Below are 16,922 nucleotides of genomic sequence, written 5' to 3'. Positions count from 1 at the left end.
GCGCCCCGGAATGACGAACCCTGAGCAACATGGTCGCGCTGCGCGGAAAAGAGATCGATGCCTTCCTCGCACGTCCTGATGCGGGCCGCCCGATCATCCTGCTTTACGGTCCCGACGCCGGCCTCGTGCGCGAGCGCGCCGACGCACTGATTGCGTCCGCCATTGACGATCCCAACGATCCCTTCTCGCTGGTCAAGCTCGACGGTGACGAGCTGTCCGCCGAGCCGTCGCGTCTGGTCGACGAGGCCATGACCGTGCCGCTGTTCGGCGGCCGCCGCGCCATTCGCATCCGCGCCGGCTCGCGCAGCTTTGCTGCCGGCATCGACACGCTGGCCGAGATGAGCGTGAAGGATTGCCGCATCGTGATCGAAGCCGGCGAGCTGCGTCCCGAATCGCCGCTGCGCAAGGCCTGCGAGAAGGCCAGGATGGCGGTGGCGATCGGCTGCTATCCCGACACCGAGCGCGACCTCGCCAAATTGATGGAGGACGAGCTTCGCATTGCGAACTTGCGTATCACCCAGGATGCCCGTGCCGCGCTGATGTCGTTCCTCGGCGGCGACCGGCAGGCCTCGCGCAACGAGCTGCGCAAGCTCACGCTCTATGCCCACGGCAGGGGCGAGATCACGCTTGAAGACGTGATGTCCGTGGTCGCGGATGCGTCCGAGCTCAAGCTCGATCCGATCGTCGACGGCGCTTTCGCCGGCCGGCCCGACATTGTCGAGACCGAGTTCGCAAAAGCCATGATCGCCGGAACATATCCCGGTGTGATCATTTCGGCCGCGCAGCGCCAGGCCGCATGGCTGCACAAATCCGCGCTCGCGATCGCAGGCGGCCAGCCGGCCTCCGCCGTGCTGGACGGCGGATTTCCGCGCTTACATTTTTCACGCAAACCGATGGTCGAAACGGCGCTGCGCAATTTCAGCGTGGCAAGGCTCGCTGCCATCATCGAGCAGCTCGCGACCGCCGCGCTCGACACCCGCAAACAATCGACGCTCGCCGCCGCCATCGCCCAGCGCACGCTGATGGCGATCGCGGCGAACGCGAAGCGGCGGGGGTAGCCACGGCTCTCTCCCCGTCATTGCGAGGAGCACTTGCGACGAAGCAATCCAGAGTCTTTCCGCGGAGAGATTCTGGATTGCTTCGCTACGCGCGCAATGACGAATTCCGTCATCCTGAGGTGCGAGCCGCGCGCCGCAACGCGGTGCGCGGGGAGCCTCGAAGGATGAACGGCGCCGATGCAACCGGGCCGTCGCCCTTCGAGGGCCGCTGAAGAAGCGGCCACCTCCAGCGACAACGGCTTCGCCGTTGCGCGGGGGTGACGGTCATAGGAAGTTGCTGAGCCTACAGCCCGCCCTTCGCCAGCCGCTTCATCACCTCGTCGAGCTGATCGAGGTTGCGGTAGTTGATCTGGACCGAGCCGCCGGGATCGCGGTGATTGACGGTGACCTTGAGGCCGAGCGCGTCGCTGACGCGCTTCTCGAGATCGATCGTATCAGGGTCCTTTTCCTTAGACCTGATGGAGCGCGGCTTTTGCGGCTTGCGCTCCGGGACCCCCTCTTCATGCGCGAGCGCTTCGGTCTGGCGGACGTTGAGCCCCTCCGCAACGATCCGCTTGGCGGCGGCGAGCGGATCCGGCACGCCGATCAGCGCGCGGGCGTGACCGGCGGTCAATTCGCCGGTCGCGATGAAGGCCTGCACCTCGGCCGGCAGCTTGGTCAGCCGCATCATGTTGGCGACGTGGCTGCGGCTCTTGCCGACGACCTTCGCGATGTCGTCCTGGCTGCGTTTGAACTCGTTGGCGAGCGCATGATAGCCCTGCGCCTCTTCCATCGGATTGAGGTCTTCGCGCTGCACGTTCTCGACGATCGCGAATTCCAGCGCATCGCTGTCGCTGATGTCGACCGGCACGATCGGCACCTCATGCAGGCCAGCCATCTGCGAAGCGCGCCAGCGCCGCTCGCCGGCGATGATCTCGAAGCGATCCTGCGCGCCCTTGACGGGACGGACCACGATCGGCTGGATCACGCCGTGCTGTTTGATGGACTCGCAGAGCTCCTTGAGCTCGGTGTCCGAAAACGTGCGGCGCGGGTTGCGCGGATTGGCCTTGATGAATTCGATCGGCACCTTGCGCTGCGCACGCGGACGGTCGACGTGCTGGGCTTCGCCGCCGACGTCACCGATCAGACTTGCAAGACCCCGGCCCAGTCGCGAACGCGCTTCATCGGCCATCGCCAGCTCCCTTGGATTCACGCTGCAGCACTCCAGAACTGAATTTTGTAATCGTAGGGTGGGTTAGCGAAGCGTAACCCACCGCTTCTGTTTCCACGGACATAGACAGTGGTGGGTTACGCCTTCGGCTAACCCACCCTACGGCACCACGGCATCGTCAATGCGTCGTCCGCAGCTCGCGCTCGCGCTGGATCACTTCGGTGGCGAGCCGCAAATAGGCTTCGCTGCCGACGCATTTGAGATCATAGACCAGCACCGGCTTGCCGTAGGACGGCGCCTCCGAGATGCGCACGTTGCGCGGGATCATGGTCTTGTAGACCTTCTCGCCCATGAATTGGCGAACGTCGGCGACGACCTGGTTCGAGAGGTTGTTGCGCGAGTCGAACATGGTCAGCACGATGCCGTGGATCGACAGGTTCGGATTGAGAGTCGAGCGCACCTGCTCCACCGTCTGCAGCAATTGCGACAGACCTTCGAGCGCGAAGAACTCGCACTGCAGCGGCACCAGGATCGCGTCCGATGCGGCCATCGCATTCACCGTGAGCAAATTGAGCGAGGGCGGACAGTCGATCAGCACATAGGTGTAATCGGCATCCGGCGAGACGTTGTTGTTGAGCGAGGCGATCGCATCGCGCAGCTTGAAGGCGCGGCCGGCAGTGGTGCCAAGCTCGAGCTCGAGGCCGGAGAGATCCATGGTCGAGGGCGCGATGTGCAGGCGCGGCACCGCGGTCGACACGACGGCCTCGCGCAGCGGCGCCTCACCGATCAGCACGTCATAGGTCGAGCAGGAGCGGTTGCGGCGGTCGATGCCGAGACCGGTCGAGGCGTTGCCCTGCGGATCGAGATCGACGATCAGGACGCGCTCGCCGATCGCGGCGAGTGCTGTGCCAAGATTGATCGCGGTGGTTGTTTTTCCCACACCGCCCTTCTGATTCGCCAGCGCCAGGATGCGCGGGTGCCCATGCGGCACTTCAGCTTTTTCTCGGTCAGCTCTTTCCTGGGCGCCCTGGTCTTGCTGCGGCTCGTCCATCACGGTCATCGAAATTCCCCAACCCAACCCCTGAGCGCCTCACCCGCGCCGTTCAACTGAAGTCAGCTCGACGATCCAACCGTCACCCGTCCGGCTTCGGTGGAGTTGCGGCCGAATATTCCAATATTTAGCGGCTTCGGTCAATTCAGCCTCTACATCTTGACCCTTCGGAAATAACGCCTTTGCACCTTGGCGCATCAGCGGCTCCGCAAAGCCGATGAGTTGATGTAGCGGAGCCAGCGCGCGCGCGGTGACGCAATCGACGGGGCCGGTGATTCTATCCACATTATCCCCGATCTCAGCGAGGTGTACGACCCCCGGAGATGTGGTGACGCGAACAGCTTCGCGCAGAAAGGCGGCCTTCTTGGCGATTCGCTCGACAAGATGGACACGAGCGTCCGGGGTCCCCGCCATGGCGCAGGCCAGCACGACGCCGGGAAAACCGCCGCCGCTGCCGAGGTCGGCCCAGCGTTTTGCAGACGGGGCGAGATCGACGAGCTGAAGCGAATCGGCGATGTGCCGCGTCCAGAGGTTCGGCAGGGTCGACGGTGCGACCAGATTGGTCTTGGCCTGCCACTCCCGGAGCAAAGCGATATAGCGATCGAGCCGGGCTTCCGTTTCATGTGAAACGGGCGCGAGCTTGAGTGCCGCGCGCTTGTCGGCGGCGATGATGGAGTCGAGCGCCTGATCGTTGGCGCCGGCCTTGTCGATCCTTGTCCGGGCTGGTGCCGGATCCGGTCGATGACGAGCGCCCTCGCCGGCTCCAGGTCGTCGCGATAGCGGCCTGTCCCCGCCCGATCCGCGCTGTTTCACGTGAAACGCCTATGCGATTGCTTTGGACGACTTTCGGGCCTCGCGGCGGAGATAGGCCGCGAGGATGCCGAGCGCGGCCGGTGTCATGCCGTCGATCCGGCCGGCCTGGCCGACGGTGAACGGCCGCGCCTTCTCCAGCTTGGCCCGGACTTCATTGGAGAGACCGGGGACGAGGCTATAGTCGACCTCAGACAGCACCATGCCTTCGTCGCGCCGGAAAGCTTCGACGTCAGCGCTCTGGCGCTCCAGATAGACGTCGTACTTGGCGTCGATCTCGAGATGGGTGGCGATGACCGGATCAATGGACGCCAACTCCGGCCAGATCGCGCGGACCTGGCTCCAGCCGATCTCGGGATAGGCCATCAGCTCGAACGCCGAGCGGCGCTGACCGTCCCGGTTGAGGGACAGCCCGCGCTTGATCGCCTCGTTAGGGGTGATGGTCAAGGACTTCGAGAGGGTTCGGGCGGCGTTCAGCGCGTCCATCTTGGCGCGGTGGTGCCTGATACGGGCGCTGCCGACGCAGCCCAGCGCGATCCCCTTCTCGGTCAGGCGCTGATCGGCATTGTCGGCCCGCAGGGTCAGCCGGTACTCGGCCCGCGAGGTGAACATCCGATAGGGCTCGGTGATCCCTCGGGTGACGAGATCGTCGATCATCACGCCGAGATAACCGTCGGCACGGTCGAACACGGTCAGCGCAGCGCCGCTGGCGGCGAGCGCTGCATTGAGGCCGGCGACGATGCCCTGGCCGGCGGCTTCCTCGTATCCCGTGGTGCCGTTGATCTGCCCGGCCAGGAAGAGACCGCGCAGTCGCTTGGTCTGGAGGGTCGGATCGAGCTCCCGGGGATCGATGTGATCGTATTCGATGGCATAACCCGGGCGGACCATCTTCACCTGCTCGAGCCCGGGGATGGTCGCGAGGATCGCGAGTTGGACCTCGTCCGGCAGCGACGTCGAGATGCCGTTGGGGTAGACCGTGCTGTCATCGAGCCCTTCGGGCTCCAGGAAGATCTGGTGGCCGTCGCGATCGCCGAAGCGGACGATCTTGTCCTCGATCGACGGGCAATAGCGCGGACCGGAGCTCTTGATCTGGCCCGAGTACATGGGGGAGCGATGGACGTTGGCCCGGATCACCTCATGGGTCGCGGTCGTGGTCCGGGTGATGCCGCACTGGATCTGCGGGGTCGTGATCCGCTCGGTCATCACCGAGAACGGCTCCGGCGGCTCGTCGCCGGGCTGCATTTCGACCGCGGACCAGTCGATGGTCGAGCCGTCGAGACGCGGCGGAGTGCCCGTCTTGAGGCGTCCGAGGGTAAAGCCGGCCCGCTCAAAGGAGGCTGAAAGGCCCATTGCAGGTGCCTCGCCGACCCGGCCCGCGGGCCAATTCCTCTCACCGAGATGGATCAGACCACGCAGGAAGGTGCCGGTTGTGACCACAACAGCCCCTGCCCGGAGCTCCCGGCCATCGGCCAGACGCAGTCCTGTGACCCGGCCATCGACCACGATCAGTTCGTCGGCCTCACCTTCGATGACGAAAAGGCCTGCAGTCTCCCGGATCGCGACCTGCATCGCGGCGGCATAAAGCTTCCGATCGGCCTGGGCGCGTGGACCGCGGACTGCCGGACCCTTGCGTCGGTTCAGGACGCGAAATTGAATGCCGCCGGCGTCGCCGACCCGGCCCATCAGACCATCGAGGGCATCGACCTCACGGACCAGATGGCCCTTGCCGAGACCGCCGATGGCGGGATTGCAGGACATCGCGCCGATGGTGGAGAACCGGTGCGTCACCAGAGCGGTCACGGCGCCCATTCGCGCAGCCGCAGCCGCGGCCTCGCAGCCGGCATGGCCCCCGCCGATGACGATGACGTCGAAACTCTCTCGCTCCTGTCGCATGGCGGGACTTCTAGCTCAGCGGGGGGAAAGCCGGAAGTAGAAACTGGGTGCGCGGCTGTTTCACGTGAAACAGGGCGGCCACGGAAGTCCCGACGGCTCCCGCGAAACAACCCCATGCACAGTAGGAAAGTCGTCTGAGCGGAGATCTGTTTCACGTGAAACAGATGGGGCACGAGGCGAGGGGCGAGCAAGGGACTGAGGCCCCGTTCCGGCCACCGTCATTGCGAGCGCAGCGAAGCAATCAATGCCCACCACCGCGAGGTTCTGGATTGCTTCGTCGCAAGGCTCCTCGCAATGACCGGGGGCTGGGGGCCCCTCCTGCGCGTTTCACGTGAAACACGCGGAACCCTCCTGTTTTACGTGAAACGCAAACAATGGAACAAGCTCTAGTTCTACATTGAAGAACTAGCTCTACTTTCCAATACAGAATTTCTGGAAGATCGCACCAAGGACGTCCTCGACGTCCACCCGGCCGAGCAGCCGGCCCAAGGCATAGGCGGCGGCACGCAATTCTTCGGCGGCCAGCTCTTCGCCCTCTTCTACAAGCTCCAGGCTCCGGCGCAAGCTGTCCGACGCCTGGCTCAACAGATCCCGCTGGCGGGTTCGAGTCACCATTCCGCCCTCGGTGGTCCCAAAGAAATCCGAGGCGAACTTGACGAGGGCGTCGACCAGCTCGGCGATGCCATCGCCGCGGCTCGCCGAGATTGCGAATTCGCCGCGCGGATCGGCGCCACCGAGGTCGATCTTGTTGCGCACGATCCAGACTGACCCATCTGGCCGATCGCCCTCTTCGGATCTCCGAAGCAACCGTACCGCATCCGGATCGGCGGCACGGTCTCCCTCCACCAGCCACAGCACCAGGTCGGCATCGTCGGCCCGCGCCCTCGCCCGGCGCACGCCTTCCTGCTCGACGGGATCATCGGTCTCGCGGATCCCGGCGGTGTCGATGACGGTGACCGGGTAGCCGTCGAGATCGAGCTGCGCCTCGATCACGTCGCGCGTGGTCCCGGCGTGCGGCGAGACGATCGCGACCTCGCGGCGGGCGAGCTGGTTCATCAGCGTCGACTTGCCGACATTCGGCTCGCCGGCGATGGCAACCACGAGGCCGTCGCGCAGGCGTTCAGAATGTCCCCGTGCCGCAAGGACTTCTGCAATTTCATCGCAAAGCGCCTGGATCGCTCTCACCGCCGGCGCCCTCAGCTCCGCCGGCACATCGCCTTCATCGGAAAAATCGATGCCGGCCTCGATCAGCGCCGAGGCTTCGATGATGCGCTCGCGCCAATCGCGCGCGCGATGGCCGAGCAGACCCTGCAACTGCCGCAACGCCTGGCGGCGCTGACGATCCGTGTCGGCATGAATGAGGTCGTCGAGACCCTCGGCTTCGGTGAGATCGAGCTTGCCGTTCTCGAACGCGCGGCGCGTGAACTCGCCGGGGTCGGCTGCGCGCGTATTCGGAATTAGCGAAATAGCGGTGAACAGCGCAGCGAGCACCGCGCGGCCGCCATGGATGTGGAATTCGGCGACATCCTCGCCGGTCGCGCTGGCCGGCCCCGGAAACCAGAGCACGACGGCCTCGTCGATCGGTTGACCCCTGCCGTCGCGGAGGACGCGGCGGGTTGCTTGCCGCGGTGTCGGCAGCCTGCCCGCGAGCAATGTCAGGGCGAGCGCGGCTTGCGGACCGGAGACACGCACCAAGGCGATTGCGCTCGGCGGTCGGCCGGATGACAGCGCAAAGATGGTCTGGTCCCGCGGGTGCATGGCCTATTTGTCCACCTGGCGGGGAAAAGGCAAACGGCCTGTGAAGCCGGACCGTTATGCTGCACCCTTTCCGCAGCAAAGCCGCACAAAAAAAAGGGCGCCCCGAGGGCGCCCCAAAATGTTTCTGCACCCTGGCTCAGGTGTTCATGGAGTCGAAGAACTCCGAATTGCTCTTGGTCGAGCGCAGCTTGTCGAGCAGGAAGTCGATCGCGTCCATCGTGCCCATCGGATTGAGGATGCGGCGGAGCACGTACATCTTCTTGAGCACCTGCGGATCGGTAATGAGCTCCTCCTTGCGGGTGCCGGAGCGTGAGATGTCGATCGCCGGGAAGGTGCGCTTGTCCGAGACCTTGCGGTCGAGGATCAGTTCCGAGTTACCGGTGCCCTTGAACTCTTCGAAGATGACTTCGTCCATGCGGCTGCCGGTATCGACCAGCGCGGTCGCGATGATGGTGAGCGAGCCGCCCTCCTCGATGTTGCGGGCGGCACCGAAGAAGCGCTTCGGGCGCTGCAGCGCGTTGGCGTCAACACCGCCGGTCAGCACCTTGCCTGATGACGGCACCACGGTGTTGTAGGCGCGCCCGAGGCGCGTGATCGAATCGAGCAGGATGACGACGTCGCGGCCGTGCTCGACCAGGCGCTTGGCTTTCTCGATCACCATTTCGGCGACCTGGACGTGACGCACCGCCGGCTCGTCGAAGGTCGACGACACCACCTCGCCCTTCACCGAGCGCTGCATGTCGGTGACTTCTTCCGGACGCTCGTCGATCAAGAGCACGATCAGATAGCAATCGGGATGATTGGCCGTGATCGAATGCGCGATGTTCTGCATCAGCACGGTCTTGCCGGTGCGCGGCGGCGCGACGATCAGCGCGCGCTGGCCCTTGCCGATCGGCGCGACGATATCGATCACGCGTGCGGACAGGTCCTTCCGCGTCGGATCGTCGATTTCCATGCGGAAACGCTGATTCGGAAACAGTGGCGTGAGGTTGTCGAAATTGACCTTGTGCTTGGCCTTTTCCGGGTCCTCGAAATTGAGCGTGTTGACCTTCAGCAGCGCAAAATAGCGCTCGCCCTCTTTCGGGCTGCGAATATGGCCTTCGATGGTATCGCCGGTGCGCAGGCCAAAGCGGCGGATCTGCGAGGGCGAAACGTAGATGTCGTCAGGGCCCGGCAGATAATTGGCGTCGGGCGAGCGGAGGAAGCCGAAGCCGTCGGAGAGCACCTCGACGACGCCCTGGCCGACAATGTCGGTTTCGGCGAGCGCGAGCTGCTTGAGGATAGCGAACAACAGCTCCTGCTTGCGCATGGTGCTGGCATTCTCGACCCCATTCTCCTCGGCGAACGAGACGAGCTCGGCCGGCGTTTTGGATTTGAGGTCTTCGAGTTTGATTTCCCGCATTGGGGTGGTCCTGTGGGGTAACCTTGGGAGGGGTGCGAGGAGGCTCTGAAATGCGGACGTGAGAAGGTAAGGTCCGCAGGTCTGGCAAGGTTAAGTGCCGGTGGGGGCTTCAAACCTGATGCGGTGTCCGGCCTTCAAAAAGCTCGGACACAACCACATCCGCCTGCGTTGGGTGGGATATCGATAATATAGAAAATCGCTTTCCACTCCGCAAGCCGAAGCTCTGAGCGATCGTTCACGTTTCCTGCCTCAAATCTCGCCTAGAACGGCTTCACGATCACCATGATAACGATGATGATCATCAGGGCGGTCGGCACCTCATTGATAATCCGGAAGAATTTCTGGCTGTGCGGGCGCTTGTCGGCGGCGAAGTCCTTGAGCCAGCGGGAAAAAAAGCCGTGGACCGCGGACAGCGCCAGCACCATTGCCAGTTTTACGTGCAGCCAGCCGAAGCTGAACCAATGGCCGGCCCAGGCGAGATACAGCCCGGCGAGCCAGGTGAGGATCATGGCGGGATTGATGATCGCCTTGAGCAGGCGACGTTCCATGACCTTGAAGGTTTCTGACTGCTTCGAGCCGATCTCGGCTTCGCAGTGATAGACGAACAGCCTGGGCAGATAGAGCATGCCGGCCATCCAGGCGATGACCGCGATCACGTGCACCGCCTTGATCCAGAGATAGACGTCTTCAAACATGTCAGGCGTCCGACTTTTCGCCCAGCCGTCAGTCGGGCTGGGGATAGTAAGAACTCGTTAAGGTCTCACCTCCACACATATCCGTCCCTAGGGCCTTCCTCAAATCTAGAATCTTAGATTCTTAAAGGTTTGAGTCTGAGTGACCGTGGATTGGACTCACACAATGCCGTCCGCGCGGTCGCGAGCGCTTGTTCACATCCATCAACACGTCCCGGGCCGGTTCCCGTCCGGCCAGATAAATGGTCCGGATACAAAGGCTTGCGCATCTCTGTCCGCAGCCTATCAACGGGGTTATCCGCGCAATCCCGCTTCGCTCTCGACAGGCCGTCGGATTTGTTCTGACAGGCAGCGGTGTGAAGAAAATTGGCAGATGTCCCGCCCCTGGTGTCGCGCAACCCTTTCCGAGGGGTTAAGCTCCACAGAAATCCACAAACCACACAGCCCCCATACAAAGAGTTTTTGTGCCGACCTCGAGCAATTATTTCCATCTGCACCTCGTCTCCGACTCCACCGGTGAGACCCTGATTACGGTCGCGCGCGCCGTCGCAGCGCAGTACGCGAATGTCACGCCGGTCGAGCATGTCTATCCGCTGGTGCGCAGCCAGAAGCAGCTCGACCGCGTGCTCGACGAGATCGAGGAAGCGCCCGGGATCGTGCTGTTCACGCTGCTGGAGAAGGATCTGGTCTCCAGGCTCGAGGACAAGTGCAAGGCGATCAATGTTCCGAGCCTGTCGATCATCGGCCCGGTCATGCAATTGTTCGAAGCCTATCTGGGTGCCGCGACCACGGGCCGCGTCGGTGCGCAGCACGTGCTCAACGCCGAATATTTCAAGCGCATCGATGCGCTGAACTACACGATGATCCATGACGACGGGCAGCATGTTGAAGGTCTGGAGGAAGCCGACGTCGTGCTGGTCGGCGTGTCCCGCACCTCGAAGACGCCGACCTCGATCTATCTCGCCAATCGCGGCATCCGCACCGCCAACGTGCCGCTGGTTCCGGGCATTCCGGTGCCCGCGCAGCTGGAGACATTGACCCGGCCGCTGGTGGTGAGCCTGCACGCGACGCCGGAACGCCTGATCCAGATCCGCCAGAACCGCCTGCTCTCGATGGGCGCCGAATCCGGATCGGGCAGCGACTCCTATACCGACAGGCAATCGGTGACCGAAGAGGTCGCGTTTGCGCGCAAGCTGAGCGCCAAGCACGACTGGCCGCTGCTTGACGTCACCCGGCGCTCGATCGAGGAAACCGCAGCGGCGATCATGAAGCTCTACAGCGATCGCCAACGCAACCGACCCCCGGAATAGCTTTCGACATGGGTCTATGGCGCGGCAAAACTCCGTTGATCCTGGCCTCGCAGAGCAGCGCACGCAAAATGCTGCTGGCGAATGCCGGACTCGAATTCAAGGCCATTACGGCTGACATCGACGAACGCGGCATTCAGGTTGCGTCCAAGCTCTCGAATCCGCGTGAGATCGGTCTGCTGCTGGCACGCGAGAAGGCGAAAGCAGTCTCGACCAATCATCCGGGGAGCTATGTGATCGGTGCTGACCAGACGCTGGCGCTCGGCGACCGCCTTTTTAACAAGCCTGCCGGGCGCACACAGGCGCTGGCACATCTGCGAGATCTCGCGGGCCGCACGCACGAGCTGAATTCAGCCGTGGCGGTGGCACATGACGGCAAGATTCTCTTTGAGGACGTCTCGATAGCTCGCATGACCATGCGGCAGATGACCGAGGCCGAGCTTTCAGCCTATCTCGACGCGGCTGGCGAGGCGGTCACGACCAGCGTCGGCGCCTATCAGCTCGAAGGGCTGGGCATCCATCTGTTCGAACGTCTCGAGGGCGACCATTTCACCATTCTCGGCCTGCCGCTGTTGCCGTTGCTTGCGTTCCTGCGGAGCCAGCGGCTGGTTGCGGTCTAACTGACAGGGATGGCTGCGCGCTGATGCGGATCCTGGGACTAACCGGCTCGATCGGGATGGGTAAATCCACCACCGCAAAGTTGTTCGCGGAGGCGGGCGTGCCCGTCTACGACGCCGATGCCGCTGTCCATCAGCTCTATGAAGGCGAGGCCGCGCCGGCGATCGAGGCCGCCTTCCCCGGCACCACCGCGGGCGGCAAGGTCGACAGGACCAAACTGTCCGCACGGGTGGTGCACGATCCCGCCGCGATCAAGCAGCTCGAGCAGATCGTCCATCCGATGCTCGGCGCTTCCAGGCAAAAATTTTTTGCCGATGCGGAGGACGCCAAGGCGCCGGTCGTGGTCCTCGATATCCCGCTGTTGTTCGAGACCGGCGGCGAGAAGCGGGTCGACGCCGTCGTCGTGGTCTCGACCTCGCCGGAGCTCCAGCGCGAGCGCGTGCTGGCGCGGGGAACCATGGACGAGGCCAAGCTGAACGCCATCATCGCCAAGCAGATGCCCGACGCCGAAAAGCGCAAGCGGGCAGATTTCGTCGTGGATACCTCGCACGGACTTGAGCCGGTGCGCGCGCAAATCACGCACATCCTGGCCGAGGTCGTTAAGATGCCGCAGCGGCGGACCTGATTCGCCGAGTTCTACGGCTTCCTGCACGGCATCTCAAAATCATGCGTGAAATCGTTCTCGATACCGAAACCACCGGCCTCGATCCGCTGCGCGGCGATCGCCTGGTCGAAATCGGCTGCGTCGAGATCTTCAACCGCATGCCGACGGGGCAGACCTATCACGTCTATATCAACCCCGAGCGGGACATGCCGGCGGAAGCCTTTGCGGTGCATGGACTGTCGTCCGAGTTTCTCTCGACCAAGCCGCTATTCCATGAGGTGGCCGACGAATTCCTGGCATTCATCGGCGATGCGCCGCTGGTGATCCACAACGCTTCGTTCGACATCAGCTTCATCAATGCCGAGCTCGACAGGATCAAGCGCGCGCCGATTCCGCGCGAGCGGCTGGTCGATACGCTGCTGCTGGCGCGGCGCAAGCATCCCGGCGTGTCGAACCGGCTCGACGATCTCTGTTCGCGCTATTCGATCGACAATTCACACCGCACCAAGCACGGCGCGTTGCTCGACTCCGAGCTTCTGGCTGAGGTTTACGTCGATCTGGTCGGAGCGCGGCAGTCGCAGCTGCTGCTCGCGTCGGAGACCGAGGAAATTCGCGTCAATACCGCCGGCGATGCGCCGCGGCGGCAGCGGCCGGTAGCCCTTGCGCCGCGGGTGTCAGACGCCGAGCGCGAGGCCCACCGGGCCTTCATCGCAACAATGGGCGAAAAGGCGATCTGGAACGAATATCTCGCCGCTCCACTCGCCTCTCCCGCTGGCTAGATCGACAGCTCAGGCTTGACCGGCCGGCTGCTGAGCGGCCATTTGCCGCTCCATGTTCTGGCGATAGAGACCGACGAAGTCGACCGGGTCCAGCATCAGCGGCGGGAACCCGCCGTCGCGCACGGCGGTGGCAATGATCTCGCGGGCGAATGGGAACAGCAGGCGCGGGCATTCGATCATCACCAGCGGGTGCAAATTCTCTTTCGGCACGTTGGCGATGCGGAACACGCCCGCATAGGCCAGCTCGAACGAGAACATCACCTTGCCAGCGGTCTCGGCCTTGCCTTCGACCGACAGCGTCACCTCGAATTCGGTTTCGCTGAGGTTGTTGGCGCTGACATTGATCTGGATATTGATCTGGGGCGGCTGGCTCTGCTGCTGGAGCGAGCTCGGCGCGTTCGGATTCTCGAAGGACAGGTCCTTGGTATATTGCGCCAGCACATTGAGCTGGGGAGCCTGGGCCGCCTCGGGAGGGGTGCCGTTACCGTTGGTCATCAAAATCTCTCCTTACCCGATTGGGGCTGAATTTCGCGGCGGTTGGCTAACATAGGGCCGCCTCATTCCACAAGGACGAACGGCACCCGGCGAGTCGATCCGGGCTCCGCCCACAACAGTGACGCTTGACCCGGCCTGGACACCAAATCGCGCGTTAAACGCTTGAAGATGCGCGATTTCCGCCCCACGATCGGGTTTCCCCTCAAGGATAAAACGCGCTACACTTGCCGCTGTGCCAAAAGGCGCCATTGGCCGGGCTAGATTTCGTGCCTACATGCCGCGGACGAGGCGCGCGGGCCAAAAAGGGTGATGTTATCTTGCCGTTCCGGTATGGAACGGTCTACTGGCCGGATTGATTTTCCCGGCAGCGACCCCAAAGAAGCCTTGGCCCAAAAGACTTGGGTAAAGACCAGAAAGCGATACGACGTGGACATCTACACCATCATCTTCCTTGCGCTGGCGGTCTTTATTTTCCTGCGGCTGCGTAGCGTGCTGGGGCAGCGGACGGGCAACGAGCGCCCGCCGTTCGACCGCACCGCCCGCAATGCGCTGGGTGGTGCCCCGGACAAGAACGTCGTGACCATGCCGGGCAAGGTGATCGATCAGCCGCCGCTGGCGCCGACGGCCGAGCCGGCGCCGCCGTCGGACCGCTGGAAGGGCCTGACCGAGCCGGGCACCGCACTGGCCCAGGGTCTCGACGCCATCGTCGAGCGGGATTCCACCTTCGACCCGCGCCACTTCCTGTCCGGCGCCCGCGGCGCCTATGAGATGATCGTGCTGGCCTTTGCCAATGGCGATCGCCGCTCGCTGCGCGACCTGCTCTCGTCGGAGGTCTATGAAAGCTTCGACGCTGCGATCAAGGACCGCGAGAAGAACGAGCAGAAAACCGAGACGCGTTTCGTCTCGATCGACAAGGCCGAGTTGGTCGGCGCCGAGCTGCGCGACCGTACGGCGCAGCTGACCGTGCGTTTCGTCTCGCAGATGATCTCGGTCACCCGTGACAAGGCCGGCAACATCGTCGATGGCAATCCCGACAAGGTCGCCGACATCACTGACATCTGGACTTTCGCCCGCGACACCACCTCTCGCGATCCGAACTGGAAGTTGGTTGGCACCGGAAGCGCGAATTAAGCTCTTTCTGAAGAACAGCGCGACGGCGCTTTGCGCAGCTCTCGTCGTGCTGGCTTCGTTTTCGCTTGGCGCCGAGGCCGCGCGGCGCCACTACCGCAGTCATCATTATCGTGATCATCGCGCCCCTGAAATGGCCGCGATCCCGCCGCGTGCACTGCCCTATCCGCAGCTCCCTCTTCCGTTCGAAATTCCCGGCGCGCAATACCTGCCGCTGGCCTGGGCCGACGTGAAGGGCTGGAGCGATGACGATCATCTCGCCGCCTACAAGACCTTTCGCGCCAGCTGCCGCTCGATCAACGCACAGACCGGCGCTCCTGAACCGAAAGCACTTGAAGTGAAGGCTCTCGGCGGCTCGTTGAGCGAGCCCTGCCGCGCCGCCAGGTCGCGCGAGCCGAGCGACGATGCCAGCGCAAAGGCTTTCTTCGAGGAAAATTTTTCGCCGCTGCGAATCTCGCGCCTCGGCGAGCCCGATGGCTTCGTCACCGGCTATTACGAGCCGGTGCTGGAAGGATCGCGGACGCAGAGCGAAATCTACAACGTGCCGGTCTATCGCCGACCCTCCAACCTGTTCGTGCGCGGCTTCAATCAGGCCTCGGTCAACCTGCCCAACAAGGGACCTGTGTATCGCAAGATCGGCCGCCGCAAGCTCGTGCCCTATTACGACCGCGGCGAGATCGAGGACGGCAAGATCGCCGGGCGCGGGCTGGAGATCGCCTGGCTGAAGGACCCGACGGATCTCTTGTTCGCCCAGATCCAGGGCTCGGCGCGGATCAAGTTCGAGGACGGCTCGACCGTCCGGCTCAATTACGATTCCTATAACGGCTATCCCTACACGGCGGTCGGGCGCATCCTGATCGAGCGCGGCATCATTCCGAAGGAAGAGATGTCGATGCAGAAGATCAGGGAGTGGATGGCGCAAAACCCTGATGGCGCCAAGGAGCTGCGGCGGCAGAACCGCTCCTACATCTTCTTCCACGAGGTCAATCTGTCCGACAAGGACGAGGCGGTCGGGGCGCAAGGCATTCCGCTGACCGCCGGCCGCTCGATCGCCGTCGACAAGTCGCTGCATGTCTATGGCACGCCGTTCTTCATCGAAGGCGAGCTGCCGATCGAATCCGACCGCGCCAGGACGCCGTTCCATCGTTTGATGATCGCGCAGGATACCGGCTCCGCCATTATCGGGCCTGCCCGCGCGGATCTCTATTTTGGTGCGGGGCTTGAAGCCGGCCGTGTCTCGGGACGGCTGCGCCACCCCATGCATTTCGTCATGCTGGTGCCGAAGAGCCTCGACCCCGCCACGCGCGCGGCCAGGCTGCCGGTGCCGGATCCGCGGCCGTCGGAGAAGATCGCAAAACTGTTTCCGCAAGCACCTGCGGCGAAGCCGGTTGTATCCGTCGCAACCTCAGGCAAGGACGAGACTGTTGCTGTTGCGACCCCGGTGCCGCTTCCGGCGCCGCGTCCTGTGATAGAACCTGTCCGCGAACCGCGCAGGCACATGAAGACCCGTCCCCACCAGCAATGAAGCGATCGTCCCGTCCGCCCGTGCTGGATCCGCGTCCCTCGCCGCGCCGTCGTGGCTTGAGCGAAGAAGATCGCGAGCTGTGGGATCTCGTCGCAAAGCAGGTCAAGCCGCTGCGGAAGCCTCGTGCGACCAAGCTGCACACCGCGCCGCGCGCTGAGCCGTCGCCGGCAGCACCGGTCGCCAAGCCGGTCACCAAGCCGGTCGCCAAGCAAGCATTGTCGCCGCGACTCCTGGCTGCGGCCTCGGCCGCGCGGCCGTCAAAACCGTCGTTGCCGCCGCTGGCCCCGCTCGGCAAGCGCGAACGCACAAAACTGTCGCGCGGCCGCAGCGAGATCGAGGCGCGGCTTGATCTGCACGGCATGACCCAGACGCGTGCCCACCGCGCGCTGACCGGCTTCCTGCATCGTGCCCATCATGATGGCCTGACCTTCGTGCTTGTGATCACCGGCAAGGGCCGCAGCGGCGGCGAAAGCGGCGTGCTGCGTCGGCAAGTGCCGGAATGGCTGAGCCTGCCCGAATTCCGCGCTTTCGTGGTCGGGTTCGAGGAAGCCGGCATCGGCCATGGCGGCGAGGGTGCGCTGTATGTGCGAATCCGGCGGGCGAGATTCTAGTGGCTTTACACCTCTCCCGCTTGCGGGAGAGGGAGCACACC

16 protein-coding genes are annotated in these 16,922 nt (G+C 63.8%); 8 read left to right on the top strand and 8 right to left on the bottom strand.

Annotated elements, in window-relative coordinates; all coding sequences use genetic code 11:
* The first annotated feature begins 29 nt into the window (after nt 1-29).
* Nucleotides 30-1,058 carry a DNA polymerase III subunit delta gene (gene holA, locus ACNJX9_RS01000; RefSeq protein ID WP_439407553.1) on the top strand — a complete coding sequence of 343 codons (1,029 nt, stop codon included), beginning with the start codon at nt 30-32 and terminating at the stop codon, nt 1,056-1,058.
* Nucleotides 1,059-1,341: 283 nt separating this feature from the next.
* Here the strand turns inward: holA and ACNJX9_RS00995 are convergent, their stop codons facing one another.
* The 7 genes from ACNJX9_RS00995 to hemJ all read right to left on the bottom strand — a co-directional run bounded on the left by ACNJX9_RS00995 (nt 1,342) and on the right by hemJ (nt 9,817).
* Nucleotides 1,342-2,229 (bottom strand): ParB/RepB/Spo0J family partition protein, encoded by an 888-nt coding sequence (locus ACNJX9_RS00995; RefSeq protein ID WP_439407552.1) that lies wholly within the window; start codon nt 2,227-2,229, stop codon nt 1,342-1,344.
* 157 nt (nt 2,230-2,386) lie between these two features.
* Complete coding sequence (locus ACNJX9_RS00990; protein WP_057751970.1) at nt 2,387-3,268, bottom strand: ParA family protein; 882 nt, start codon at nt 3,266-3,268, stop codon at nt 2,387-2,389.
* A 30-nt stretch (nt 3,269-3,298) separates the two neighbouring features.
* Nucleotides 3,299-3,931, bottom strand: a complete 633-nt coding sequence (gene rsmG / locus ACNJX9_RS00985) for a 16S rRNA (guanine(527)-N(7))-methyltransferase RsmG (protein ID WP_439410232.1) — start codon at nt 3,929-3,931, stop codon at nt 3,299-3,301.
* A 150-nt stretch (nt 3,932-4,081) separates the two neighbouring features.
* Nucleotides 4,082-5,962 (bottom strand): tRNA uridine-5-carboxymethylaminomethyl(34) synthesis enzyme MnmG, encoded by a 1,881-nt coding sequence (mnmG, locus tag ACNJX9_RS00980; RefSeq protein WP_439407551.1) that lies wholly within the window; start codon nt 5,960-5,962, stop codon nt 4,082-4,084.
* Between the two features lie 411 nt (nt 5,963-6,373).
* A complete protein-coding gene (gene mnmE, locus ACNJX9_RS00975; RefSeq protein WP_439407550.1) occupies nt 6,374-7,720 on the bottom strand; it encodes a tRNA uridine-5-carboxymethylaminomethyl(34) synthesis GTPase MnmE in 1,347 nt (448 codons plus the stop codon).
* 136 nt (nt 7,721-7,856) lie between these two features.
* The gene (gene rho / locus ACNJX9_RS00970; protein WP_057751982.1) at nt 7,857-9,122 is read right to left on the bottom strand and encodes a transcription termination factor Rho; all 1,266 of its coding nucleotides are present in this window, start codon (nt 9,120-9,122) and stop codon (nt 7,857-7,859) included.
* Nucleotides 9,123-9,382: 260 nt separating this feature from the next.
* Complete coding sequence (hemJ, locus tag ACNJX9_RS00965; RefSeq protein WP_057751985.1) at nt 9,383-9,817, bottom strand: protoporphyrinogen oxidase HemJ; 435 nt, start codon at nt 9,815-9,817, stop codon at nt 9,383-9,385.
* 461 nt (nt 9,818-10,278) lie between these two features.
* Here hemJ and ACNJX9_RS00960 point away from each other — a divergent pair, with 461 nt between their 5' ends.
* Genes ACNJX9_RS00960 through dnaQ form a run of 4 tightly spaced genes read left to right on the top strand, consistent with a single transcriptional unit; the run spans nt 10,279 to nt 13,122 of the window.
* The gene (locus ACNJX9_RS00960) at nt 10,279-11,124 is read left to right on the top strand and encodes a pyruvate, water dikinase regulatory protein (RefSeq protein ID WP_057751988.1); all 846 of its coding nucleotides are present in this window, start codon (nt 10,279-10,281) and stop codon (nt 11,122-11,124) included.
* An 8-nt stretch (nt 11,125-11,132) separates the two neighbouring features.
* The gene (locus tag ACNJX9_RS00955; RefSeq protein ID WP_439407549.1) at nt 11,133-11,741 is read left to right on the top strand and encodes a Maf family nucleotide pyrophosphatase; all 609 of its coding nucleotides are present in this window, start codon (nt 11,133-11,135) and stop codon (nt 11,739-11,741) included.
* A 23-nt stretch (nt 11,742-11,764) separates the two neighbouring features.
* Entirely contained in the window at nt 11,765-12,364 is a 600-nt protein-coding gene (coaE, locus tag ACNJX9_RS00950) for a dephospho-CoA kinase (protein WP_057751994.1), read from the top strand.
* A 41-nt stretch (nt 12,365-12,405) separates the two neighbouring features.
* On the top strand, nt 12,406-13,122 hold the full coding sequence (dnaQ, locus tag ACNJX9_RS00945) for a DNA polymerase III subunit epsilon (protein ID WP_439407548.1): 717 nt from the start codon (nt 12,406-12,408) through the stop codon (nt 13,120-13,122).
* A gap of 9 nt (nt 13,123-13,131) precedes the next feature.
* On the opposite strand, the gene secB is transcribed toward dnaQ, so the two are convergent.
* Nucleotides 13,132-13,617: a protein-export chaperone SecB gene (secB, locus tag ACNJX9_RS00940; protein ID WP_057752001.1), complete on the bottom strand. Its 486-nt coding sequence runs from the start codon at nt 13,615-13,617 to the stop codon at nt 13,132-13,134.
* A gap of 426 nt (nt 13,618-14,043) precedes the next feature.
* Here secB and ACNJX9_RS00935 point away from each other — a divergent pair, with 426 nt between their 5' ends.
* From ACNJX9_RS00935 to ACNJX9_RS00925, 3 genes are read left to right on the top strand one after another with little or no spacing between them, the layout of a single operon-like run.
* The gene (locus tag ACNJX9_RS00935; protein ID WP_057752362.1) at nt 14,044-14,748 is read left to right on the top strand and encodes a Tim44/TimA family putative adaptor protein; all 705 of its coding nucleotides are present in this window, start codon (nt 14,044-14,046) and stop codon (nt 14,746-14,748) included.
* On the top strand, nt 14,726-16,270 hold the full coding sequence (mltA, locus tag ACNJX9_RS00930; protein ID WP_439407547.1) for a murein transglycosylase A: 1,545 nt from the start codon (nt 14,726-14,728) through the stop codon (nt 16,268-16,270). Before ACNJX9_RS00935 ends, mltA begins: the two co-directional genes overlap by 23 nt.
* Nucleotides 16,267-16,881, top strand: a complete 615-nt coding sequence (locus ACNJX9_RS00925; RefSeq protein ID WP_439407546.1) for a Smr/MutS family protein — start codon at nt 16,267-16,269, stop codon at nt 16,879-16,881. Before mltA ends, ACNJX9_RS00925 begins: the two co-directional genes overlap by 4 nt.
* Nucleotides 16,882-16,922: the final 41 nt, after the last annotated feature.

The organism is Bradyrhizobium sp. BLXBL-03 (assembly GCF_051853015.1).
Lineage (GTDB): Bacteria > Pseudomonadota > Alphaproteobacteria > Rhizobiales > Xanthobacteraceae > Bradyrhizobium > Bradyrhizobium manausense.
Note: the sequence above shows the minus strand (reverse complement) of the source record. Positions and strands in the feature narration are given on the sequence as shown.